This is a genomic window from Rhodococcus sp. K11/5, from assembly GCF_055193735.1.
Genome location: NZ_CM143721.1, coordinates 489876 through 512707 on the forward strand (window position 1 = coordinate 489876; position 22832 = coordinate 512707).

General features: G+C 69.7%; 24 protein-coding genes and 1 riboswitch. Of the genes, 20 read left to right on the forward strand and 4 right to left on the reverse strand.

Annotated features, from left to right (window positions below; genetic code table 11):
- The first annotated feature begins 8 nt into the window (after nt 1-8).
- Nucleotides 9-1301, forward strand: a complete 1293-nt coding sequence (locus tag ACY466_RS02410; RefSeq protein ID WP_463249550.1) for an MFS transporter — start codon at nt 9-11, stop codon at nt 1299-1301.
- Here ACY466_RS02410 and ACY466_RS02415 read toward each other — a convergent pair.
- A complete protein-coding gene (locus tag ACY466_RS02415) occupies nt 1193-2023 on the reverse strand; it encodes an FkbM family methyltransferase (RefSeq protein WP_463249551.1) in 831 nt (276 codons plus the stop codon). The two genes, ACY466_RS02410 and ACY466_RS02415, sit on opposite strands and share 109 nt — an antisense overlap.
- 85 nt (nt 2024-2108) lie before the next feature.
- Nucleotides 2109-2223: riboswitch (SAM riboswitch) on the forward strand.
- 39 nt (nt 2224-2262) lie between these two features.
- On the opposite strand from ACY466_RS02415, the gene ACY466_RS02420 reads away from it, so the two are divergent.
- Both ACY466_RS02420 and ACY466_RS02425 read left to right on the forward strand, forming a co-directional pair.
- The gene (locus tag ACY466_RS02420; protein ID WP_463249553.1) at nt 2263-3522 is read left to right on the forward strand and encodes an aminotransferase class V-fold PLP-dependent enzyme; all 1260 of its coding nucleotides are present in this window, start codon (nt 2263-2265) and stop codon (nt 3520-3522) included.
- A 127-nt stretch (nt 3523-3649) separates the two neighbouring features.
- Entirely contained in the window at nt 3650-4087 is a 438-nt protein-coding gene (locus tag ACY466_RS02425; RefSeq protein WP_463249554.1) for a hypothetical protein, read from the forward strand.
- 93 nt (nt 4088-4180) lie between these two features.
- On the opposite strand, the gene ACY466_RS02430 is transcribed toward ACY466_RS02425, so the two are convergent.
- Nucleotides 4181-4657, reverse strand: coding sequence for a YbaK/EbsC family protein (locus ACY466_RS02430; RefSeq protein ID WP_463249556.1), 477 nt, complete (start codon nt 4655-4657; stop codon nt 4181-4183).
- A gap of 54 nt (nt 4658-4711) precedes the next feature.
- Here ACY466_RS02430 and ACY466_RS02435 point away from each other — a divergent pair, with 54 nt between their 5' ends.
- The gene (locus ACY466_RS02435; protein WP_463249557.1) at nt 4712-5542 is read left to right on the forward strand and encodes a crotonase/enoyl-CoA hydratase family protein; all 831 of its coding nucleotides are present in this window, start codon (nt 4712-4714) and stop codon (nt 5540-5542) included.
- Nucleotides 5543-5564: 22 nt separating this feature from the next.
- Here ACY466_RS02435 and ACY466_RS02440 read toward each other — a convergent pair whose 3' ends face one another.
- Together ACY466_RS02440 and ACY466_RS02445 are read right to left on the reverse strand one after the other, a co-directional pair.
- Nucleotides 5565-6005, reverse strand: a complete 441-nt coding sequence (locus ACY466_RS02440; protein WP_463249559.1) for a PAS domain-containing protein — start codon at nt 6003-6005, stop codon at nt 5565-5567.
- A gap of 140 nt (nt 6006-6145) precedes the next feature.
- A complete protein-coding gene (locus ACY466_RS02445; RefSeq protein WP_463252112.1) occupies nt 6146-6637 on the reverse strand; it encodes an inorganic diphosphatase in 492 nt (163 codons plus the stop codon).
- A 142-nt stretch (nt 6638-6779) separates the two neighbouring features.
- Here ACY466_RS02445 and dacB point away from each other — a divergent pair, with 142 nt between their 5' ends.
- From dacB to ACY466_RS02525, 16 genes are all read left to right on the forward strand, one after another.
- Nucleotides 6780-8198 (forward strand): D-alanyl-D-alanine carboxypeptidase/D-alanyl-D-alanine endopeptidase, encoded by a 1419-nt coding sequence (gene dacB / locus ACY466_RS02450; RefSeq protein WP_463249560.1) that lies wholly within the window; start codon nt 6780-6782, stop codon nt 8196-8198.
- A gap of 28 nt (nt 8199-8226) precedes the next feature.
- Nucleotides 8227-9270, forward strand: a complete 1044-nt coding sequence (locus tag ACY466_RS02455) for a zinc-dependent metalloprotease (protein WP_463249562.1) — start codon at nt 8227-8229, stop codon at nt 9268-9270.
- Nucleotides 9246-10277 (forward strand): tRNA lysidine(34) synthetase TilS, encoded by a 1032-nt coding sequence (gene tilS / locus ACY466_RS02460; protein WP_463252113.1) that lies wholly within the window; start codon nt 9246-9248, stop codon nt 10275-10277. Before ACY466_RS02455 ends, tilS begins: the two co-directional genes overlap by 25 nt.
- A 31-nt stretch (nt 10278-10308) precedes the next feature.
- Nucleotides 10309-10863 carry a hypoxanthine phosphoribosyltransferase gene (gene hpt / locus ACY466_RS02465; RefSeq protein ID WP_463249564.1) on the forward strand — a complete coding sequence of 185 codons (555 nt, stop codon included), beginning with the start codon at nt 10309-10311 and terminating at the stop codon, nt 10861-10863.
- Between the two features lies 1 nt (nt 10864).
- Nucleotides 10865-12199: an amidase gene (locus ACY466_RS02470; protein WP_463249566.1), complete on the forward strand. Its 1335-nt coding sequence runs from the start codon at nt 10865-10867 to the stop codon at nt 12197-12199.
- Nucleotides 12200-12371: 172 nt separating this feature from the next.
- Nucleotides 12372-15035 (forward strand): ATP-dependent zinc metalloprotease FtsH, encoded by a 2664-nt coding sequence (gene ftsH, locus ACY466_RS02475; protein WP_463249567.1) that lies wholly within the window; start codon nt 12372-12374, stop codon nt 15033-15035.
- A gap of 82 nt (nt 15036-15117) precedes the next feature.
- A complete protein-coding gene (gene folE / locus ACY466_RS02480) occupies nt 15118-15759 on the forward strand; it encodes a GTP cyclohydrolase I FolE (protein WP_463249569.1) in 642 nt (213 codons plus the stop codon).
- Complete coding sequence (folP, locus tag ACY466_RS02485; RefSeq protein WP_463249570.1) at nt 15759-16637, forward strand: dihydropteroate synthase; 879 nt, start codon at nt 15759-15761, stop codon at nt 16635-16637. Before folE ends, folP begins: the two co-directional genes overlap by 1 nt.
- Nucleotides 16634-16996: a dihydroneopterin aldolase gene (gene folB / locus ACY466_RS02490; protein WP_463249572.1), complete on the forward strand. Its 363-nt coding sequence runs from the start codon at nt 16634-16636 to the stop codon at nt 16994-16996. The genes folP and folB overlap by 4 nt, the downstream gene beginning before the upstream one ends.
- A complete protein-coding gene (gene folK / locus ACY466_RS02495) occupies nt 16997-17536 on the forward strand; it encodes a 2-amino-4-hydroxy-6-hydroxymethyldihydropteridine diphosphokinase (RefSeq protein ID WP_463249574.1) in 540 nt (179 codons plus the stop codon).
- Nucleotides 17533-18000 (forward strand): DUF3180 domain-containing protein, encoded by a 468-nt coding sequence (locus ACY466_RS02500; RefSeq protein ID WP_463249576.1) that lies wholly within the window; start codon nt 17533-17535, stop codon nt 17998-18000. The genes folK and ACY466_RS02500 overlap by 4 nt, the downstream gene beginning before the upstream one ends.
- Before the next feature lie 117 nt (nt 18001-18117).
- Nucleotides 18118-19512 carry a DUF6779 domain-containing protein gene (locus ACY466_RS02505; protein ID WP_463249578.1) on the forward strand — a complete coding sequence of 465 codons (1395 nt, stop codon included), beginning with the start codon at nt 18118-18120 and terminating at the stop codon, nt 19510-19512.
- A gap of 113 nt (nt 19513-19625) precedes the next feature.
- Entirely contained in the window at nt 19626-20537 is a 912-nt protein-coding gene (locus ACY466_RS02510) for a Rossmann-like and DUF2520 domain-containing protein (protein ID WP_463249580.1), read from the forward strand.
- Entirely contained in the window at nt 20534-21466 is a 933-nt protein-coding gene (gene panC / locus ACY466_RS02515) for a pantoate--beta-alanine ligase (RefSeq protein WP_463249582.1), read from the forward strand. The genes ACY466_RS02510 and panC overlap by 4 nt, the downstream gene beginning before the upstream one ends.
- Entirely contained in the window at nt 21451-21882 is a 432-nt protein-coding gene (panD, locus tag ACY466_RS02520) for an aspartate 1-decarboxylase (protein ID WP_463249584.1), read from the forward strand. Before panC ends, panD begins: the two co-directional genes overlap by 16 nt.
- A gap of 4 nt (nt 21883-21886) precedes the next feature.
- Entirely contained in the window at nt 21887-22681 is a 795-nt protein-coding gene (locus tag ACY466_RS02525; protein WP_463249586.1) for a type III pantothenate kinase, read from the forward strand.
- Nucleotides 22682-22832 lie beyond the last annotated feature (151 nt).

A 22832-nucleotide genomic window follows, 5' to 3' on the forward strand; every position in this document is an offset into this window, starting at 1 on the left:
GGGACCACATGACCACCCACACCTCCGCGCCGTCCGCGCGGGCCACCTCGCCGTGGCTGATCGTCGCCATGGCGAGCGTGGCGTCCATCATGACCGCCCCCGGTCAGACCGCCGCGATCTCGGTCTTCACCGATCCGCTGATCGCCGAGCTCGGCATCTCGCGCACCGAACTGTCGTTGAGTTACCTCGTCGGCACCCTCGGCGGGGCGGCCGCGATGCCGTTCGTCGGCCGCGCGTTGGATCGGTACGGCGTCCGCGCCGTGATGGCCGTGATCGGCGCGATCTTCGGCGCGGTGCTGATGGGGTTGAGCGTCGCCACCGACGTCTACGGCCTGACCGCGGGGTTCGTCGGGATCCGCATGGCCGGCCAGGGGGCCCTGGGCCTGGCGGCGACGACCGCCGTGGCCGTGCACGTCACCAAGCGACGTGGCTTGGCCCTGGGCATCACCGCCGCGGCGGGATCCGCGGGAATCTCCCTCGCGCCGGTGCTCCTCGAGCGTCTGGTCGCCTCGCACGGTATCGACGCCGTGTGGCGATACGAGGCGATCGCGGTGTGGGTCATCGTGATTCCGGTCGCGTTGCTCGGACTGCGGTCCACCTCGCCGCGTCGGGCGCCGCGCGCGATCGAGGTGCCGGTCTCCACGCCGGGGTCCCTCGGCGTCGCGGACCTCGGCAGCACCGACGCCGACGCTCGGGGCGACGTGTGGACCGTCCGCGCCGCGATGCGCACGCTGATGTTCTGGGCCATCGCGTCGGGGCTCGCCGCGTCCGGGATGCTCAGCACTGCAGTCGCTTTCCATCAGATCTCGCTGTTGGGGGAGCAGGGTCTCAGCGCCACCGCGGCGGCCGCGAACTTCATCCCGCAGACCGTGGCCGGGTTGATCGGCACGCTCGCGCTCGGTGCACTCGCCGATCGGATCGCACCCAAGCTCGGCGTGGCGATCTCGATGGCGTTGCTGTGTGCGGCGCTGGTCTCCATCCCGCTGATCGAGCCCGGATTCCTGGCCGTCGTCTACGGGCTGATTCTGGGGTTGGCCGGCGGATCCATTCGCGCCGTCGAGGCGGCGGCCTACGCCCACTACTTCGGGACCGCGCACATCGGCGCGATTCGCGGTGTCGCCACGATGATCAGCGTCGGGTCCACGGCGTTCGGACCGGTGGCGTTGTCCCTCGGCCGCGACGTGTTCGACAGTTACGTCCCCGTGGTGCTGGGATTCGCGATCGTTCCCGCCGCGGTGTGCGTGCTGGTGGCGTTCACTCCCGCTCCGACGCTCCCGGAATCCGGCGGGACGAAAAGGTAGTTGCGGCACTCGATGTCGATCTCGAACACGGGTGTCCACCTGGCGCCGCGCCACACGTGCATCGAGTAGCCCTGCGCGAGAACGACATCGACGACGTCCTCGGCGCGGCGGTCGTATCGATCGAGGTGGCGCTGATCGATCTCGAGCAGCAGGGTCGGCTGCGAGTTCTTCAAAACCTCGATGCCGCCGTGCAGAACGGCGAGCTCCGCGCCCTCGACGTCGGCCTTGACGAAGTCCACTCGCTCCATACCCCGCGCTCGACACACCTCGTCCAGCGTCTCCATCCGGACGTGGCGGTGTCGAGACGAGGAGAACTCGGTGTTCGCACCCTCGCCGGAGGCACCGGCCACGATGAACGCGCGGCCGTGCACCGGGAGGAATTTGCGGCGCGGCACGGACAGTTCGGTCCAGCCGACCGCGTCACCGAGGGCGGTGTTCGCGATGGTCACGCGGGGGGTGCGCAGCACGCGGGAGACGATGCGCAACCAGCGGGCGAGCGACGGATTCGGTTCGAACGCAACGACTCTGCCCGACGATCCGGCTAGGGCGGCGAGGCCGATGGTGTACAGCCCGTACTCGGCGCCGACGTCCAGGCAGATGGCCCCGGGGAAGACGTGCTGGGCGAGCCCCTCGATCTCCGGCTCGAGCACCGACGTGCGGCTCGCGAGAAGTCGCAGGACCCGGGCCACGCCCCGGACGCGGCGGGAGGAGGGGCTGGCCATGAGCCATACTCTACCGCCACGTAAGAGTTCGAGCCCACCGCGCTCGGCGTTGACAACACATCGAGCGTTTGCCATCCTGCTTCCAGGTCACGAGTACCAGCATCAAGCCCCGGCTCGCTGGTCGGCAACCCTCCTCCGCGGTGGGGTGCTCCGGGTGACGACCCGGCCGATTCCCGACAACGGGACGGCAAGCGCGGATCGGTCCCACACCGGTCCCTGAACGAGGGGACACCTCTGTCATGACTGCTGTCGATTGCTGCACACCCGTCCGTTCGCTACCGCCGGTGCTCGGGGCCGACGAGCGGGTGCTCTGCTCCGACGGAACCACGGTTCGCTATCTCGACTTCGACTGCGCGGCAAGCGCACCCGCGCTCGACGCGGTGGTGTGCGCGGTGGCGGACTGCATCCCGAACTACGCGAGCGTGCACCGGGGCGCGGGGCACAAGTCGCGGGTGAGCACCGACGCGTTCGAAGCCGCGCGGGCGACGGTCGGACGCTTCTGCGGGGCGGGCGCCGAGGACGTGGTGGTGTTCACCCGCAACACCACCGACGCGTTGAACCTGTTGTCGCGCTGCGTTCCCGGCGACACCGTGGTCCTCGACGTCGAACATCACGCGAACCTGCTTCCGTGGCGGAACCGCCGCGTGGTGCGGGCCGCGGACACCGTCGCGGAGACGCTCGAGCGCGTCGCGGCCGAACTGTGGTCGACGCCGGCGGCGCTGCTGGCCGTCACCGGGGCGTCCAACGTCACCGGTGAGGTTCTTCCGCTGGCGGAACTGGCGGCGCTCGCGCATCGCTGCGGCGCTCGCATTCTGGTCGACGGTGCCCAGCTGGTTCCGCACCGTGGTCTCGACATCGCAGCACTCGACGTCGATTACCTCGCCTTCTCCGGCCACAAGCTCTACGCCCCGTTCGGCTCGGGCGTGCTGGTGGGGCGCCGGGACTGGCTGGACGCGGCCGAGCCGTATCTCGCAGGGGGAGGTGCGACGTCGAGCGTCACGGTGGCGGAGGACGGATCGCTGGGGGTGACCTGGTGCCCGTCGCCCGCGCGGCACGAGGGCGGCACCCCGAACCTTCTCGGCGCGGTCGCACTCGCGGCGGCGTGCGAGACGCTCGCCGCGACCGGGTTCGACCGGATCGCCGAGCACGACGCCGTGCTGACCCACGCGTTGCGAGACGGGCTCGCCGGTGTGGAGGGCCTGGAGATCGTACGTGTGTGGTCGGACGGGGACGACGGCGTCGGCATCGTCACGTTCCAGGTTGCGGGCGTCGATCCGTTCGCGCTGGCCACGGCGTTGGCCGACGACTTCGGGATCGGTGTCCGGGCGGGAAAGTTCTGCGCGCACCCGCTGCTGGACCGCGTGGGGCACGGTGATGGTGCCGTGCGCGCGAGCATCGGTATCGCGACCACCGTCGAGGACGTGCACAGGCTGGTCCGCGCGGTCGGTGTGTGCTGCGTCTCGTTGCGCGATCGCGAGTCGGCGGTGTCGTTAGCATGAGCAACATGGTCACGGACGCGCGATGGGCTCGGCGCCACATCGACCTGTGCCGAGCCACGGCGAGTGCGTGTCGGCCCCGGTGATCTCCCGGGTGACCCACTTTCCGTCCGACCGACAGGCAGCGCTCATGACCTCCGTACTCTCCGACTCCGTCGTACTCCTCGATACCGACGCCCTCCCCGATGCCGACGCCTCCGGTGGTGACGATGCCGCGGTGGTGCGCATCGTCGCCGCCGATCTGTCCGTCGCGCAGAACCGCTACCGCGCGCTGCGCGAGACGAACCCCGACGCGCGAGTGTTTGTCGATGTCGACGTGCACCTCGCCGCGGACGCGCGCACGGCGCGACGCGAGGTGGCGGAGTCCGGCCGAGCGCCCCGGCCGGATTCGCTGCAGTACGTCGGCACCGCCACCGGACTGATCAGCCTGATCGCCGACATCGTCACCGTCCGGGCGGCCGACGGGGTGACGGTGCGTCCGGTGATCGAGGCGGCCCGCGCGGACGTGGTGCGCCGCGTGGTCGACGACGTGATTCCCGGTGTGGCGCAGCGGAAAGTGCGGGGGTAGATCGGCTTTCCGCGGGAGTTGTGTGGATCCGGGCGTGCTGCAGCGCCCACGTGTCCACACAGCACCCACGGAAAACCAGTCAGGGGAACAGGTTCACCCGCCGACCTCCACCGCCAGACCCGCGGTGATCCGCAGAACCTCGGAGTACGAGGTCCGGAACATGGTGCCGGGATCCCCGGCCGCCGCCCAGAGCGTCGGATGCTCGGCCAACGCGGAATCGACGAACGTGGGCAGATTGGTCGGATGCCCCACCGGTGCCACGGAGCCCACGGGCTGACCGGTCGCGTGCTCGGCGTCCGCGATCGATGCGCGCGTCAACACCCCGCCGACACGTGGGCCGGTCGCGGCCAGGTCCACGTTGTGCGCGCCCGAGACCAGGAACAGCACCGGATCCTCGTCGAGCAGGAACACCATCGACTTGCAGATCGCACCCAGTTCGACGCCGTGCGCCTCCGCCGCCTGACGTGCGGTGTGGGTCGGACGATCGGAGGTGACGATCACGCCGTGGTGCCCTCGGGAGATCAGTACATCCGCGACTCGGGATGCGCCGGGGTGATGGATCCTCGCCATGGCGTCGAGGATATGGCGTCGGGTGGGGATTTCGGGGATGGCTACGCTGACCCGATGACCGAACAGAACCAGACCTGGACCGCGTTCACCGTCGAGAAGGCCGATCACGTGGCGACCGTGACCATGATCGGGCCCGGCAAGGGAAATGCGATGGGCCCGGACTTCTGGTCCGAGCTGCCGCCGATCTTCGCCGATCTCGACGCCGATCCCGAGGTCCGCGCCGTGGTGATCGCCGGGTCCGGCAAGCACTTCACCTACGGTCTGGATCTACCCGCGATGGCCGGCGACTTCGGTCCCGTGCTCGCCGGCGCGCAGGCCGGACCGCGCAGCACGTTCCACGACCTGATCAAGCGCATGCAGAGCGGGATCAACGCCGTGGCGGACTGCCGCAAGCCCGTCGTCGCGGCCGTACAGGGATGGTGCATCGGCGGCGGCGTCGACCTGATCTCGGCCGCGGACATCCGCTACGCGAGCGCCGACGCCAAGTTCAGCATCCGTGAGGTGAAGGTGGCGATCGTGGCCGACATGGGCTCCTTCGCCCGGCTGCCCGCCATCATCGGCGACGGCCACCTGCGTGAACTGGCGCTGACCGGCAAGGACATCGACGCCGCGCGGGCCGAGCGCATCGGACTGGTCAACGAGGTGTTCGCCGACTCCGACGAGACGACGGCCGCCGCGCATCGCACCGCGCAGGAGATCGCGGCCAACCCGCCGCTCGTGGTGCACGGCATCAAGACGGTGCTGGACCACAGTCGCGCTGCGGCAGTGCAGGATTCGTTGCGTTACGTCGCCGCCTGGAACTCCGCGTTCCTGCCCTCGGAGGACCTGACCGAGGCGATCACCTCGGTGTTCGAGAAGCGCGCGCCGAAGTTCGAAGGCAAGTAGCGGCCGGTGGGACGCGACCCGATCAGCGGAAAGCGCTCTTCGGGTCGTTCCACAGCTGGTCGGTGAAGTCCTCGAGCACCACGAGAACCACGGAGTCCTCGGCGCGCCGCAGGATGGACTTGCTGGCGCGCACCTGCAGGATGTCGCCGCGCGAATCCGACATGCGCCACAGCGAGTCGGCGCGGGTCGCGACGGTGGTCAGAAAGGTCTCGGCGATGTTGACGCCGAGCGGCTCGTTCTCCGGGAAGATGTCCTGCAGGGTCAGTTCGGATTCCGAGCGCGGATGCTCGTCGTCGAATCCCATGAGCTCGTCGAACGCCTCGTTGGCGAAGACGACGACGCCACCCGGCTCCACGGCCAGCACGGGAATGGGGATGCGGTCGAGGACGACGGTGACCGGCAGATCGGGAAACTGCGTAGCACTCGACACACCGCGAGGCGGGGAGTTCCTACGGTCGCTCACGGCGTCGCTCATCGTGATCTCGCACCCTTACGTCGTAGCGTTGTCGGACTCTGCGGAAATGCTAGCAGCGGACCCGCCGCGACGTTCCGTCGCCGCGGAAGCGGGTCCACTGCCGGTATCGCGCCTGCCGGGGTTCTCCGTCAGTGTCCGCCGGAGTTCTTCAGACGCTCCACCGACGCGGTGATCTCGGCTTCCGCCTCGGCCTTGCCCACCCAGTTCGAGCCCGTGACGTGCTTGTTCGGCTCGAGGTCCTTGTAGTGGACGAAGAAGTGCTCGATGGCGTCGAGTTCGAACTTCGAGACGTCCGCCAGGTCCTGGATGTGATCCCAGCGGGGGTCGCCGGCCGGAACGCACAGCACCTTGTCGTCGCCGCCGGCTTCGTCGACCATCTTGAACATTCCGACGGGTCGGGCCTCGACCAGCACACCGGGGTACACGGACTCGGGCAGGAGCACGAACGCGTCGAGCGGATCGCCGTCCTCACCGAGCGTGTTCTCGATGTAGCCGTAATCGGCGGGGTACCCCATGGCCGTGTAGAGGTACCGGTCGAGACGAACGCGTCCCGACTCGTGGTCGACCTCGTACTTGTTGCGCTGACCCTTGGGAATCTCGATGGTCACGTCGAACTTCACGTGCGATGTCCTTTGCTCGGTGGCCACGTACTTGGCTCCGGTCTTCACCGGTGGTCGAACAGTAACCGGCCGCGTCGATAGGGTGCGAGAGAAGGGTTGGGGATCGGTCCTCGGCCGATGCGGGTGGAGAGCGGGGAACGACGTGGGCCTGATCAAGCGAGGCGCCGGATCGCTGGCGGTATCGCGGCGGCGCACGCGTATCCGAATCGGTCTGGCCGTCGCGGTGGTGGTACTCGTGGTCGGCGCGATCGGCGTCGCGGCCGTTCGCCCCGTCGACGACGACGTCGCGGCGATCGCCCCCGAGCCGGAGCCGGTGATGGCCACCCCGTACGTGACCCCTGCGACCGACGATGCGCCCAAGCCCACCCCGGCCGGTCTGGCCGCGGTACTCGCCGATCCGCTGCGCAACCCCGACCTCGGTCGATTCACCGGAATCGTGTCCGACGGGCCCACCGGCGAGGTGCTGTGGAGTTCGGACGCCGACGTGCCGCAGACCCCGGCCTCGACGACGAAGATCCTCACCGCGGCGGCGGCGATGATCGCTCTGCCTCCCGAACATCGCGTCGCGACGCGGGTGGTCGAGGGGGAACGGGCCGGCGAGGTGGTGTTGGTCAGCGAGGGCGACCCCACGCTCACCGCCCAGCCGGTGGGAGAGCCGAGCTTCTTCGACGGCGGCGCGCGGATCGCGGATCTGGCCGAGCAGGTACGACGCTCGGGCGCGGAGGTGACCTCCATCGCCGTCGACGTGAGCGCGTACACGGGACCGTCGTCGGCGCGTGGCTGGTTTCCCGCGGATGTCGGTGCCGGGTTCATCACCCCGATCGAACCGCTGACCCTCGACGGCGGTCGGATCGATCCGCTGGTCGACTCGTCACCGCGTACCGAGACGCCCGCGCTGGACACCGGTCGGGCACTCGCGTCGGCCCTGGGGCTGGATCCCGCCGTGGTCACCGTCGGCACCGCGGAGTCGGGCGCGGGATCGCTGGCCACGGTGCAGTCCGCACCGCTGCGGGTACGACTCGGTCAGATGCTGAGTTTCTCGGACAACGTTCTCGCCGAGGCGATCGGTCGCGAGGTCGCGGTCGAGGTCGGCGAGCCGGCGTCGTTCGAGGGAGCCGCCGATGCCGTGCTCCGAACCCTCACCGACGGTGGGTTCGACGTGACGGGCGTGGAACTGTCCGATCTGAGCGGACTCTCGCTCGTGAACGAGGTGCCCGCGCAGCTGCTCGGGTCGATCATGGCGAGCGCGGCCGGGCCGGGTCCGGGGGACACGGACGACGCCGTGGGCGTCGAGCTGCGTCCGATGCTCGACCACCTGCCCGTCGCCGGGGCGACCGGCACCCTGGCCGGGCGCTACGCCACCGGTGACCGCACCGCGGCGGGATGGTTGCGGGCCAAGACCGGAACCTTGGACGTCGCCAGTGCGTTGGCGGGGTACGTGGTCGACACCGACGGCCGGGTGCTCACGTTCGCGTTGATGTCCAACGACAAACCGCCGGCGCTCGGTCGGCCCGCGTTGGATGCGGTGGCGTCGACCCTCCGATCGTGCGGCTGCACGTGATCGATCCGAGCGAAGGCGGGTACCGACGATGACCGACACCGACACACCCGGCGCGGTCGACTGGGCGTTCGCGGCCCGCACCGGCGCGAAACTGGCCCCACGCCCGCCGAAGATGACTCGGTTCACCGAGGACGCCGTGTACGCGGAGCTCGCGGATGCGTCGGTCCGAGCCGAGGGACCGGTGCGAGACGTCACCGGCCTCGCCGACGGACTGGACATCCCCGCTGCACAGGTGCTCGGCCGACCGGAGTGGATCGGCGCGGCGGCGTTGTCCATGAAGCACCTGACCGCCACGGCGGGCGTCGACGACGAACGGTCGTTCCTCGGCGGCAAGCCCGGCGGACTGCAGGCCGGGGCGATGCTGGCGTTCCTGTCCTCGGCGATCCTCGGGCAGTTCGATCCCTTCACCGGCCCCGGTGGAACGCTGCTGCTGGTCGCGCCGAACGTGGTGTCCGTCGAACGCGCACTGCGGGTGCGTCCCAGCGACTTCCGGTTGTGGGTGTGTCTGCACGAGGTCACCCACCGCGTCCAGTTCTCCTCGTCGCCGTGGCTGGCCGATCACATGAAGGACTGCGTCACCACACTCGGCGAGGGAGCGGACGAGCCGCTCTCGGAGATGATTCCGCGGCTGACCGCCGCCGTGCGGTCGCGCTCGAACGGTGACGGTGGCCCCGGCAGCGAGGGGATCGTCGGATTACTGCGGGCGACGCAGGGACCGGAACAGCGCGAGGCGCTCGACCGCCTGTTGGTGCTGGGGACGCTGCTCGAAGGCCACGCCGATCACGTCATGGACGCGGTCGGTCCCGCGGTGGTGCCCACGGTCGCCTCGATTCGACAGGCGTTCGACCGCAGGCGAACTCGGAAACAGAACCCCGTTCAGCGAGTGCTGCGCGCACTGCTCGGCATCGACGCCAAGATGGCGCAGTACGTGCGGGGAAAGGCCTTCGTCGACGCCGTCGTGGGTCAGGTGGGAATGGAGCGGTTCAACACCGTGTGGACGGACGCGGACACGCTGCCGCGGCTGTCGGAGATCGCCGAGCCGGCGCGCTGGACCGCCCGCGTCCTGGGCTGACGGAGGTGTCCCCGGCCGCGTCGCCGCGACCCTTCCCGGAGGGTCCGCACCTGTTGGTGGTCCGACATGCGGTGCGGCAGTGGCTGACTCGACACCACCCGGACGGCGACGTGGTGGTCGCCCTGTCCGGCGGTCCGGATTCGCTCGCGCTCACCGCGGGCGTGGTGGCCGAGGGCGTCGGAGTGCACGCGGTGATCGTCGACCACGGTTTGCAACCCGATTCGGCGTCGGTCGCGGCGGACGCAGCCAGGACGGCCGACGACATCGGTTGTCGCACAGTACGAGTGGTGACCGTCGAGGTCACCGGTCCCGGTGGCCCGGAGGCCGCCGCCCGCCGTGCCCGGTACGACGCGCTGGACGCGGCCCGCGGCGGACGGCCGATTCTGTTGGGACACACGCTCGACGACCAGGCCGAGACGGTGCTGCTCGGCCTGGCTCGCGGATCCGGCCCGCGATCGCTGCGCGGCATGATCGATCACGATCCCCCGCACGGGCGGCCGCTGCTGGCGGTACGCCGCCGTGACACCGTCGGCGCCTGCCGCGAACTGGGGACGACTCCCTGGCTCGATCCGCACAACGACGATCCCGCGTTCACCCGGGTCCGGGTCCGCGCGGAGGTCCTGCCGCTTCTCGAGGACGTGCTCGGTGGAGGTGTCGCGTCCGCCCTCGCCCGCACGGCGGATCAGCTGCGCGAGGACTCCGCGGTGCTGGACGACCTGGCGGCGGACGCGTTCGCCGCCGCGCGGACCGAGGACGGTCTCGACGTCACCGTGCTCGCAGCATCGCCTGCACCGGTGCGACGCCGAGTGGTGCGGTCGTGGCTCCTCGCCGGTGGAGCGTCACCCCGCACGGACGGGCAGATTCGTGCGGTGGACGACCTCGTCGGACGCTGGCGGGGTCAGGGCGAGGTGGCCGTCGGCGGCGGCGGTGGTGGAGTGCGGTTGGTTGCGCTGCGTCGACGTGGCAGTCTTGTGCTCGAGCACCGGCCGATTCACCGCGGTCTGTGACTCGCCGGCAAGGGCTACCGAAGGGACACTCGTGTACGAGGGCGACATCGCATCGATCATGATCTCCGAGGAGGAGATCGACAAGCGTGTCGCGGAGCTCGCCGAGGAGGTGGCCGCGCGGTATCCCGTCGGCGCGCCGGAAGGCGACCTGCTGCTGGTCGGAGTCCTCAAGGGCGCGATCATGTTCATGACGGATTTCGCACGCGCACTTCCCATTCCGTGTCAGTTGGAGTTCATGGCGGTCAGTTCCTACGGATCGTCGACGTCGTCCTCCGGCGTCGTGCGGATCCTCAAGGATCTCGACCGCGACATCCACGGCCGGCACGTGTTGATCGTCGAGGACATCATCGACTCCGGGCTCACCCTGTCCTGGCTCAAGAAGAACCTCGCCACCCGGCAGCCCGCCTCGCTCGAGGTGGTCACTCTCCTGCGCAAGCCCGACGCGGTGAAGGTGGAGATCGAGGTGGCCAACGTCGGCTTCGACATCCCCAACGAGTTCGTCGTCGGCTACGGACTCGATTACGACGAGCGGTACCGGGATCTTCCCTACATCGGGTTGCTGGACCCGAAGGTCTACGGAGGCTGACATGGCTCGCACCGCGCAGGAGATCGCCGACGACGTCCGCGCCGGAATCCTCCAACCTGCCGCCGTCGCGTCCGAGGCGCTCGACCGTATCGCCGCGCAGAACGACGCGGTGCGTGCCTTCGTCGTGGTGCGGCCCGACGAGGTGCTGCGTGAAGCCGATGCGGTCGCCACTCGCGCCGACCGCGCGGCCCTCCCGCTCGCCGGGGTGCCGGTCGCGATCAAGGACAACGTCCAGGTCGCCGGGTACCCCATGCGCAACGGCTCCCGGGCCACGTCCACGGAACCGTCCGCCGCCGATCACCCGGTGGTCGGCCGACTCCGCGCCGCCGGGGCCGTGGTCGTCGGACTCACCGCGGTGCCCGAGCTGTGCATGTGGGGCACCACCGACGACGCCCGCGGCGTGACCCGCAATCCGTGGAACCCCGACCGCACTCCCGGTGGCTCGTCCGGCGGATCGGCCGCCGCCGTCGCGTCGGGCATGGTTCCGATCGCCCACGGCAACGACGGCATGGGCTCCATCCGGATCCCGGCCGCCGACTGCGGCCTGGTGGGCATCAAGCCCGGCCGCGGGCTCGTCCCGTCGGATCTGGGCGCGGACTCCTGGTACGGGATGGCCGAGAACGGCCCGCTGACCACCACCGTCGGCGACGCCGCCCTGATGCTCTCGGTCATGGCGGGCGACCCGTCGCTCGCCTACGTCGATCCGCCCGCGTCGCTGCGCGTCGGGATCGCCACCGGTACGCCGTCGCCCCTCGTTCGGGTCGATCGACACTTCGCCGCGGTGACCGAGGAATCCGGACGCATCCTCGCTCGGCTCGGACACACGGTGGCCACCGCCGAGCTTTCCTACCCGGCCAGCCCGCTCGGACAGCTCGCCCGGTGGACCGCCGGTGCTGCCGCGGACGCCGAGGGACTCGATCCGAAGGCCCTGCAGAAGCGATCGCGTCGCCACATCGCCGTCGGCCGTCGGCTCGAACGCTACGTGCGGCCCGAGCAGATCGCGGACCTGGAACGACGCATGGACGAGTGGTTCGCCGATCGCGATGTCGTCCTCACCCCGACCCTCGCGCAGCCGCCCATCGCGGCGGCGCGCTGGAGCCGGCGCGGGTGGGCGTCGAACCTGGTCGCCAACGTTCGGTATGCGCCGTTCGCGGCCGTGTGGAACCTGCTCGGTTGGCCCGCGATCAGCGTGCCCGCCCGGCTCCACCCGGATTCCGGAACCCCGACGGCCGTGCAGATGGCGGGCCGACCGGGGTCGGAGGCGATGCTGCTCGCCCTGGCCGCGCAGCTCGAGACGGAGCGCCCGTGGGCGCGGACGGTCGCCGACGCCGGGTAGGGAACCGCCGCGGCGTCGGGAACCGAATGGCCCTCACGGTTCGTTGGCCGGAGGAACGCTTCTGCTGCCGGGTCCGCATTCGCGGTAACCTGACAGTTCGGGGGTCCCACCTGTAGGTGAGACACGTCCGGAGCCTGTACGCACATTTCACTGCCATCGAGGGCGACGCTGTATGAACCGCAAGACACTGTTCCGCAACCTGGCGATCGTGGCCGCAATTCTGTTGGTGATCTTCGCCTTCAGTTACTTCTCGGACGACACTCGCGACTGGGAGACGGTCGACACGTCCGTGGCCGTCGCGCAGCTGGACGACGGGAACGTGCAGTCCGCCGAGATCCACGACCGTGAGCAAGAGGTCCGGCTGACTCTGAACGCCGCCACGGACGCGACGAACGGCAGCACCCAGATCATCGCGCAGTACCCGGACGCGGTGTCGGAACAGATCTACGAGAAGGTCGCCGCGTCGGGAGCCCAGAGCTTCGACACCGAGGTCACCACCGACAGCTGGCTGAGCTCGATCCTCATCTTCCTGCTGCCCATGATCATCATCCTGGGTCTGTTCATCTTCCTCATGGCTCGCATGCAGGGCGGTGGCCGCGGTGGCGTCATGGGCTTCGGCAAGTCGAAGGCGAAGCAGCTCACCAAGGACATGCCGAAGACGACGTTCGTCGACGTCGCCGGTGCGGACGAGGCCGTCGAAGAGCTGTACGAGATCAAGGACTTCCTGCAGAACCCCGCGCGCTACCAGGCGCTCGGCGCCAAGATCCCGCGCGGCGTGTTGCTCTACGGCCCTCCCGGAACCGGCAAGACCCTGCTCGCTCGGGCTGTCGCCGGTGAGGCCGGGGTGCCGTTCTTCACGATCTCCGGTTCGGACTTCGTCGAGATGTTCGTCGGTGTCGGTGCCTCGCGTGTGCGCGACCTGTTCGAGCAGGCCAAGCAGAACAGCCCCTGCATCATCTTCGTCGACGAGATCGACGCCGTCGGCCGCCAGCGCGGTGCCGGCATGGGCGGCGGTCACGACGAGCGCGAGCAGACCCTCAACCAGCTGCTCGTCGAGATGGACGGCTTCGGAGAGCGCACCGGCGTCATCCTGATCGCCGCGACGAACCGCCCCGACATCCTGGACCCGGCTCTGCTGCGTCCCGGTCGCTTCGACCGCCAGATCCCGGTGGGTGCTCCCGATCTCGCGGGTCGTCGCGCGATCCTCAAGGTGCACGCCGCCGGCAAGCCCGTCGCGCAGGACGCCGACCTCGAGGGTCTGGCGAAGCGGACCGTGGGCATGTCCGGTGCCGATCTGGCGAACGTCATCAACGAGGCAGCGCTGCTCACCGCCCGCGAGAACGCCACGATCATCACCGACGCCGCGCTCGAGGAGTCCGTCGACCGCGTGGTCGGAGGACCGCGTCGCAAGAGCCGGATCATCAGCGAACACGAGCGCAAGATCACCGCGTACCACGAGGGTGGACACACTCTGGCCGCGTGGGCGATGCCCGACATCGAGCCGGTCTACAAGGTCACCATCCTGGCCCGAGGCCGCACCGGCGGTCACGCCATGACGGTGCCGGAGGACGACAAGGGTCTGATGACGCGGTCGGAGATGATCGCCCGGCTGGTCATGGCCATGGGTGGCCGCGCGGCCGAGGAGCTCGTGTTCCACGAGCCCACCACCGGCGCGTCGTCCGACATCGACCAGGCCACGAAGATCGCCCGCGCGATGGTCACCGAGTACGGCATGAGCAGCAAGCTCGGTGCCGTCCGATACGGCCAGGAGCAGGGCGACCCGTTCCTGGGTCGCTCGATGGGACAGCAGTCCGACTACTCGCACGAGGTCGCCCGTGAGATCGACGGCGAGGTGCGCAACCTCATCGAGGCGGCTCACACCGAGGCCTGGTCGATCCTCAACGACTACCGCGACGTGCTGGACGAGTTGGCGACCGAGCTGCTCGAACACGAGACGCTCACCCGCAAGGACCTCGAGAAGATCTTCACCGGAGTCGAGAAGCGTCCGCGCATCACGGCGTTCAACGATTTCGGCGACCGCATTCCGTCGACCAAGCCTCCGGTGAAGACGCCGCGCGAGTTGGCCGCGGAGCGCGGTGAGCCGTGGCCGCCGGTCTCCGTGGTGAAGGAACCGACGTACTCGGGTGCGGGTTCGCAGAACGGTGGCCAGAACGGCGGCTCGTACAACGGTGGCGGCCAGAACGGTGGCGTGCAGAACGGGTACGGCGCCGGCGGCCAGCAGAACGGCGGCTACCAGAACGGTGGCTACCAGAACGGTGGCCAGCAGAACGGCGGCCAGCAGAACGGCGGCTACCGCAACGGTGGGTACCAGAACGGTGGGTACCAGAACGGCGGCCCGCGCTCGAGTTCGCTTCCGGACTACGGCGCTCCCGCCGGTTGGTCCGCCCCCGGGTGGCCGCCCCGTGACGCCGACAATCCGCGCTACCCCGCTCCGGATCGGGCGTACCGCCCGGACAACGGTGGCCAGGATTCGCAGCCGTACCAGGAGCCGCGCGGCTACCAGGGTCCGCAGGGTTACCAGGGACCGCAGGGTTACCGGGAACCGCAGGGCTATCAGGGTCCGCAGGGCTACCGGGAACCGCAGCCGTATCAGGAGCCGCAGCCCTACCAGGAGCCGTATCAGGAGCCCCGCTACCAGGAGCCGCAGGACTTCCAGCCCTACGGCGAGGTCCCGCAGCCGGAACCTCGCTACCGCAATCCGCAGAACCCGGAGGGGCAGTACCAGCCTCCGAGCGACGGTGTGGACGATCGCGGCGAGCGGGACCTGCCGTCGAATCCGCCGACCCAGAAGTGGGACGGGCCGGAACCGCGGTAGTTCTTCCCACGCGTCGGTTCGCCCACGCGTCGTAGGCATATATCCACGTCAGGGCCGAGAGCCCCCGTCGAAGGGACCGTTGGTGTCCGTCAGTAGCACCGAAGAAGACACGAACACCGGTGACCGGGCCGAACCGCGCTCGGTGATCTCGGGCCGCACGTTCGATCAGGAACGTGCCGAGGCCGCGGTCCGCGAGCTGTTGATCGCCGTGGGGGAGGACCCCGAACGTGAGGGCCTCGCCGACACTCCGGCTCGCGTCGCGCGGGCGTACCGCGAGGTGTTCGCGGGCTTGTTCACCGAGCCCGACGAGGTTCTCAACACCACGTTCGACGAGTCGCATCGTGAGCTCGTGTTGGTGCGCGACATCCCGATGTACTCGACCTGCGAGCACCACCTGGTGTCCTTCCACGGAGTGGCGCACGTGGGGTACATCCCGGGGAAGTCGGGACGGGTCACCGGGCTGTCGAAGCTTGCTCGCGTCGTGGATCTGTACGCGAAGCGACCTCAAGTGCAGGAGCGGCTGACCACCCAGGTGGCCGACGCCATGATGCGCAAGCTCGAACCGCGCGGCGTCATCGTCGTGATGGAGGCGGAGCACCTGTGCATGGCGATGCGCGGTATCCGCAAGCCGGGGGCGAGCACCACCACCTCCGCGGTGCGCGGGGTGCTCCAGTCCAGCGCAGTCTCTCGGGCCGAAGCGCTGGATCTGATCCTGCGCAAGTGATGTCGACGCGTTCCGGACCGGTGGTTCTGCCTCGCCCGTCCCGGCCCGTCGTGATGGGCGTCGTCAACGTCACCGCGGATTCCTTCTCCGACGGTGGCGAGTACCTCGACCTCGATGCGGCCGTCGGGCACGGGCTCGATCTGCACCGGCTCGGAGTCGACATCGTCGACGTCGGCGGTGAGTCCACCCGGCCCGGCGCCGATCGCGTGGACCCCGACGTCGAGGCGGCCCGCGTCACGCCCGTGGTCGCCGCCCTCACGCGGCACGATGTGCGGGTCAGTGTCGACACGATGCGTGCGTCCGTCGCGGAGGCGGCCATCGAGGCGGGCGCCGAGATCGTCAACGACGTGTCCGGCGGGCGCGCGGATCCCCGCATGGCGTCGGTCGTCGCCGACTCCGGAGCGGCGTGGGTGCTGATGCACTGGCGCTCCGCGAACGACTGGACTCATCGGCCCGGTTCGGCCGAGGAACACAGCTACGTCGACGTGGTCGAGGAGGTGCGGACCGGTCTGCTCCGCCGTGTCGATGCGGTGATGGCCGCCGGCGTGTCCGCCGATTCCCTGGTGCTCGATCCCGGCCTGGGTTTCGCCAAGAACGCCCGCCACAACTGGGACCTGCTGCGAAGCCTGGACAGGTTGGTGGACACCGGGTTTCCCGTGCTCGTGGGGGCGTCGCGCAAGCGATTCCTGGGCTCACTGCTCGCCCGCGACGGGGTCGCCCGACCCGCGATCGAGCGTGATGCGGCGACGGCGGCCGTCTCCGTCCTGTCCGCTGCGGCCGGTGCGTGGGGGGTGCGCGTCCACGATGCGCAGGGATCCCTGGACGCCCTGGCGGTGTTCGGGGAGTGGACCACACCGACGACGGAAGGGCAGACGTGAGCGATCGAATCGAGTTGCGCGGATTGACGGTTCGCGGCCATCACGGAGTCTTCGAATTCGAGAAGCGGGACGGACAGGACTTCGTCGTCGATCTGGTGGTGCACATGGATCTGGCCGCGGCCGCCGCGTCCGACGATCTGACGAAGACCGCGCACTACGGCGAACTCGCCGAGGCGGCGGCAGCCGTGATCGCCGGGCCACCGCGGGATCTGATCGAGACGGTGGCGGTGGAGATCGCCGACGGCGTGTTGGCCGATCCGCGAGTGGAGAAGGTCGAGGTGACGCTGCACAAGCCGTTTGCCCCGATTCCCCTGACGTTCTCCGACGTGGCCGTCGTCGTCACCCGGGAAAGGGCGTAGATGTCGCGCGCGGTCCTGTCGATCGGCAGCAACGTCGGCGACAGCGAGAACACGTTGCGCTCGGTGGTGCGTGATCTGGGGTCCGCGGTCATCGCGGTGTCCGGTCTGTACGGCACGGCGCCGTGGGGTGGTGTCGAGCAGCAGGACTTCCTGAACGCCGCGCTGCTCGTCGAGGACCCGAGCGTGGACAGCTGGGGGTGGCTACGGCGAGGTCAGGAGCTCGAGCAGGCTGCGCACCGAGTGCGGGTTCGGACGTGGGGTCCGCGGACGCTGGACGTGGACGTCGTCGCCGTGTGGGACGTCGTCGACGGGTCGTCGGTCCCCGTGCGCAGCGACGATCCGGAGCTGCGTCTCCCGCATCCGCACGCCGGGGAGCGGGCGTTCGTGCTGATCCCCTGGTTGGACGTCCAGCCGGACGCCGAACTGAACGGAACTCGGGTGGACCGCGTGCTCGCCGATCTGCCGGCGGCGGAGCGTGCGGGTGTGCGACTCGTCGAACGTGAGTGGAGTGTGCGCTGCGGTTCGGGTTGCGAAGGATGACACCCACCCGGATCCGGGACCTGCTGAGCCTCGCGGTGATCGCCGCCGTGGCGACGTGGATCCTCGCCCGCTCGCTGTACGGATCGTTTCCGCCGGTGTCGCTGATCGCCGGTGCGTCGCTGTACCCGGTCGCGGTGATCCTGATCGCGATGGCCGTCATGGTGCGGAGTCGAATGCGGTCCGGACGCATCGGTCCGGGACCGGGGCAACTCCACCCCATCACGGTGGCGCGCTCGGTGGCCCTGGCCAAGGCGTCGGGCCTGGTGGGTGCGGCGGCGGCCGGCGTGTGGGTGGGATTGCTCGTGCACGTGCTGCCGATGCGCGACACCGTGGTCGCGGCGGCCGCCGACACGCCGGGTGCCGTGGTGGGTCTGGTGGCCGGCGTGGTGACGGCGGGGTCCGCGTTGTGGCTCGAGCATTGCTGCCGGACACCGGACGACCGACCGGACGCGCCCACCGCCTGAGTGTCGGGTCGGGGAGGTCGGATCCGGGCCGCAGGGGTGATCGGGAAACGGAACCCGCAGGCCGTTTCGAGTGTTTGGTGAGGAGGAACAGCCTCCCGAGCCGTTACCCTGGGACTCATGACGGACACCAGTCGAAACAAGGCGACCCGTCGCACGAAGCGCAGTGGTAGTCAAACGACGCTCGCGGCCCTGGTGCTGCTGGGGGTCGTGGCCAGCATCGTTCTCATCGTCAGCGACAGCGTGCCGCTTCTGCGCGTCGGCATCGTCGCCGCGTTGTGGGCGGCCATCGTCGGTGCGTTCGCGATGACGAAGTACCGGCGCGACGCCGCGGCCGACCAGGTCAAGGCGCGGGACCTGCAGACCGTGTACGAGTTGCAGCTCGAGCGCGAGATCGCGGCGCGTCGGGAGTACGAGCTGGGCGTCGAGAGTCGCGTACGCCACGAGATGGGCGCGGACGCGGACGAGATGCGCGCCCTGCGCGCCGAACTGGCGTCGTTGCGGCGCAGCCTCGAGATGCTGTTCGACGGCGAACTTCCGGACGATCGCGCGGCCATCGCCGGTCAGGCGCAGCGGATGCGGGAACTGCAGGACCGGTCGTACAGCGGGTACGAGCCTGCTGCGAGCGGTCTGTACGTTCCGGGCGCGGCCCGTCGCCAGCCCCCGTCGTACGCCCCCGATCCCGCGTACAACCGGGTCGGCTTCGCCGGTCCGTTCGACGAGCCGGTCACCGCAGAGACCTCGGTCATCCACGGCGAGTTCGAGGCCGACGGACGTTTCGCTCCGTCGGCCGGGTGGTCTGCGGGCGAGGGATTCGCGCCGCGGGACGCCCGACCCGACGCACCCGCACCGGGTGTCTCCGGATCGGACGAGGCCGAGTCCGACGAAGCCGCTTCGGACGCCGCCGGCGAGCAACCGACCTTGTTCGAGGATCAGGGCGACGAGCAGCCGGGGTACGACAACCCGCAGGTGTTCCACACGTCCGGCGACCAGGACGGCTTCGGCGAGCACAGTGGTTTCGGCGAGCACAGTGGGTTCGGCGAGCACAGTGGCTTCGGGAACAGCAGTGGTTTCGGGGACCAGTACCCGGACGATCGCGCACCGTACGGCGAGACGATCCCGACGCAACCTCAGCCCGAGCCCCAGCCAGACCCCGAGCCCCAGCCAGACCCCGAGCCCCAGCCCGACCCCGAACCGCGACCGGTGCCGACCCCCGAGCCCGCGCCGCCCGCCCCGGAGCCCTTCACCGAGCCGGAGCCGCCGTTCACCGAGCCGGAGCCGCTCTCCGAGCCCGAACCCCTTCTCGATCCCGACGCCGAATCGGCAACGCCGGAGTTCGTTCCCGCCGGCACCGGCGGCCGTCGACGACGCCCCGACGACGACGCGCCGGTCGCGGTCTCCGAACCCGCCGGTGGCGCGCACTCGAGCGGCCGATCGGTCGCCGACATCCTGGCGGGAATGGGTTCCGCCGAGGGTGCGGCCGGTGGTGGACGCCGCCGTCGTCGAGCGGACTGATCACCGCGCCGGTGTGACCGGTGTCGCATGGCACGGTGCTCGTCCCCGGCGCTAAGGTGGCTCAGAACGTCCGGTACCCGCCACGCGGGACTGGAACGAACGAGAGGACATCGGTGACCACCGATCCAGCACCTGCACGCCTGTCCGTCGGCGTGGTCTCGGCCGGTCGAGTCGGCACCGCCCTCGGCCAGGCCCTCGAACGCGTCGGCCACGTGGTCTTCGGTTGCGCGGCCGTCTCCGACGCCTCCCGCGATCGCGCTGCGCGGCGCCTGCCCGATGCCGCCGTGCTCGACGTGTCCGAAGTCGCTCAGCGCAGCGAACTGCTCGTCCTCGCGGTCCCGGATCAGGAACTCGCCTCCATCGTTCGGGGCCTCGCCGACACCGGCGCCGTGTCTCCGGGCACGCTGGTGATGCACACCTCGGGTGCCAACGGAATCGGCGTTCTCGCTCCGCTCACCGGCCGCGGCGTGGTGCCGATGGCCGTGCATCCGGCGATGACCTTCGCCGGCGGCGACGAGGACACCGACCGCCTCGCGACGGCGTGCTTCGGGATCACCGCGGCGGACGACATCGGATACGCCATCGCGCAGGCCCTGGTGCTCGAGATCGGCGGCGAGCCGGTGCGCGTCCGCGAGGACGCCCGCACGCTGTATCACGCCGCGTTGGCACACGGCAGCAATCATCTGGTCACCGTGGTGGTCGACGCCGTCGAGGCGCTGCGCGAGGCCCTGGCGCACCAGGAACTGCTCGGTCAGGCTCTCGTCGAGGACAGTCCCAACGGTGTTCCCGAGCGAGTGCTCGCGCCGTTGCTGTCCGCGGCTCTGGACAACGCGCTGCGCCGGGGACAGTCGGCCTTGACGGGACCTGTTGCGCGCGGGGACATCTCGACCGTCTCGCGGCATCTCGACGCATTGGCGGAGGTGGATCCGCGCATCGCCGCCGGGTACCGCGCGCTGTCGTTGCGCACGGCCGAACGAGCCGGCGCCTCGGCCGATCTGCTGTCGATGTTGGCGGAACGACCGTGACCGCGTCGACGATCGACCTCACCGGCAGTTTCACGCCGGGTGAACTGACCGTGCATCACGAGCCGGCCGTGGTGTCGGCGGTGACCGGTGCGCTGCGCGCCGCGGGTCGCCGAATCGCGTTGGTACCCACCATGGGTGCCCTGCACGCCGGCCACGTGCACCTCATCGACATCGCCAAGCGCAGCGGCGCCACCGTCGTGGTGTCGATCTTCGTCAATCCGCTGCAGTTCGGTGTGGGTGAGGATCTCGACGCGTACCCCCGGACGCTCGACGCGGATCTCGAGGTGTTGCGCAGGGCCGGAGTGGAAGTGGCGTTCGTTCCCTCCGCCGCGGCGATGTACCCGCACGGTCGGCGGACCACCGTGCACCCCGGCCCGGTGGGTGACGAGCTCGAAGGCGCCACTCGGCCCGGCCATTTCGCCGGCATGCTCACCGTGGTCGCGAAGCTGTTCTCCGTCGTGGGACCGCACGCGGCCTATTTCGGCGAGAAGGATTACCAGCAACTGGTTCTCGTGCATCAGATGGTGCAGGACCTGAACCTGGGTGTGAAGGTGATCGGAGTGCCGACGGTGCGGGAATCGGACGGGTTGGCGCTGTCCTCCCGCAACCGGTACCTCGGTGAGGAGGAGCGAGCGATCGCGGTCGCCCTGTCCGCCGCCCTCGTGGCGGGAACGCACGCGGCGTCCGGCGGCAACGACGCGGTGCTGGCGGCCGCCCGCTCCGTGCTCGACTCGGTCCCCGAGATCGACGTGGACTATCTCGAACTGCGAGGCGCGGACCTGCGTGACCCGCCAGCCGAGGGAGACGGGCGGCTGCTCGTCGCGGCCCGCATCGGTTCGACCAGGCTCATCGACAACGTCGGCGTCGCGCTCGGCACCGGCTTCAACCCAGCTTCCGAAGAACAGGACCGACCATGTTCCGCACGATGATGACATCGAAGATCCACCGAGCGACGGTGACGCACGCCGATCTGCACTACGTCGGGTCCATCACCATCGATCCCGATCTTCTCGACGCGGCCGACTTGATCGAGGGCGAGCAGGTGACCATCGTCGACATCGACAACGGCGCGCGCCTCGAGACCTACGTCATCGAGGGCACGCGCGGCTCGGGCGTGATCGCGATCAACGGTGCGGCAGCGCATCTGGTGCACCCGGGTGATCTGGTCATCATCATCGCGTACGGCATCCTGAACGAGCAGGAAGTGCTGGACTACGCCCCCAACGTGGTCTTCGTGGACGAGAACAACCGCGCCGTCCAGCTCGGTGTCGACCCGGCGGACACCCCGGCCGATTCCGGGCTGATCTCCCCGCGCACCCTCACGCGCGCCACGTCTCCGGTCTGACCCCGTGCTGCTCACCGTCGACGTCCGTAACACCAACATCGTTCTCGGGGTGTTCACGGGGAGCGGCACGCACGCGGAGTTGACGCGCCAGCGGCGCCTGCGGACCGACGCGTCGATGACGGCGGACGAGCTCGCCCTCACGTTCCGCGGCCTGCTCGGGGTCGACGCCGAGACCGTGACGGGCGTGGCCGCGCTGTCGACGGTGCCCTCCGTGCTGCGTGAACTGCGAACGATGTTGGGGCGCTACTGGTCTCACGTTCCGCACGTGGTCGTCGAACCCGGAGTGCGTACGGGAGTGCCTCTGCTGGTGGACAATCCGAAGGACGTCGGCGCCGATCGCATCGTCAACAGCCTCGCCGCCCACCATCTGTACGACGCCCCGTGCATCGTCGTGGACTTCGGTACGTCGACCTGTGTGGACGTGGTGTCCGCCAAGGGTGAGTTCCTGGGTGGGTCGATCGCGCCCGGCCTCGAGATCTCGATGGATGCCCTGGCGTCGCGGTCGGCGGCGCTCCGCAAGGTCGAGTTGCTCCGTCCGCGTGGCGTTCTGGGCAAGAACACCGTCGAGGCCATGCAGTCCGGCGCGGTGTTCGGGTTCGCCGGGCTGGTCGACGGCATCGTCTCGCGCGTGCGCCGGGAGGTCCCCGGGTTCGACGGACCCGACGTGGTGGTGGTCGCGACCGGGGACAGCGCGCCGTTGATCATGGCGGACTCGACGTCGATCGAGCAGTACGAACCGGACCTGACGCTGGAGGGTCTTCGGTTGGTGTACGAGCGCAACCAGGCTCGGCGCCGCTGACCCACCTCTCCCCGCGCCGGCGCGGGGAGACGCTGGCGCACAGTGAGGGTCTGTGTTTCACTTGTCCCGTGACTCATCGCACGGGAACTCGGGAGTGTTGTCGGGGCTGACCTCTGCCCCCGGCGTCCCGAAGTGGGCGCTGCCGTCACAT

What these genes read in the sequence shown, in the direction of transcription:
- ACY466_RS02410 (WP_463249550.1), top strand. Translation starts at nt 9, where the DNA reads ATGACCACCCACACCTCCGCGCCGTCCGCGCGGGCCACCTCGCCGTGG.
- ACY466_RS02415 (WP_463249551.1), bottom strand. Translation starts at nt 2,023, where the DNA reads ATGGCCAGCCCCTCCTCCCGCCGCGTCCGGGGCGTGGCCCGGGTCCTG.
- ACY466_RS02420 (WP_463249553.1), top strand. Translation starts at nt 2,263, where the DNA reads ATGACTGCTGTCGATTGCTGCACACCCGTCCGTTCGCTACCGCCGGTG.
- ACY466_RS02425 (WP_463249554.1), top strand. Translation starts at nt 3,650, where the DNA reads ATGACCTCCGTACTCTCCGACTCCGTCGTACTCCTCGATACCGACGCC.
- ACY466_RS02430 (WP_463249556.1), bottom strand. Translation starts at nt 4,657, where the DNA reads ATGGCGAGGATCCATCACCCCGGCGCATCCCGAGTCGCGGATGTACTG.
- ACY466_RS02435 (WP_463249557.1), top strand. Translation starts at nt 4,712, where the DNA reads ATGACCGAACAGAACCAGACCTGGACCGCGTTCACCGTCGAGAAGGCC.
- ACY466_RS02455 (WP_463249562.1), top strand. Translation starts at nt 8,227, where the DNA reads ATGACCGACACCGACACACCCGGCGCGGTCGACTGGGCGTTCGCGGCC.
- ACY466_RS02470 (WP_463249566.1), top strand. Translation starts at nt 10,865, where the DNA reads ATGGCTCGCACCGCGCAGGAGATCGCCGACGACGTCCGCGCCGGAATC.
- ftsH (WP_463249567.1), top strand. Translation starts at nt 12,372, where the DNA reads ATGAACCGCAAGACACTGTTCCGCAACCTGGCGATCGTGGCCGCAATT.
- folP (WP_463249570.1), top strand. Translation starts at nt 15,759, where the DNA reads ATGTCGACGCGTTCCGGACCGGTGGTTCTGCCTCGCCCGTCCCGGCCC.
- folK (WP_463249574.1), top strand. Translation starts at nt 16,997, where the DNA reads ATGTCGCGCGCGGTCCTGTCGATCGGCAGCAACGTCGGCGACAGCGAG.
- ACY466_RS02500 (WP_463249576.1), top strand. Translation starts at nt 17,533, where the DNA reads ATGACACCCACCCGGATCCGGGACCTGCTGAGCCTCGCGGTGATCGCC.
- ACY466_RS02505 (WP_463249578.1), top strand. Translation starts at nt 18,118, where the DNA reads ATGACGGACACCAGTCGAAACAAGGCGACCCGTCGCACGAAGCGCAGT.
- panD (WP_463249584.1), top strand. Translation starts at nt 21,451, where the DNA reads ATGTTCCGCACGATGATGACATCGAAGATCCACCGAGCGACGGTGACG.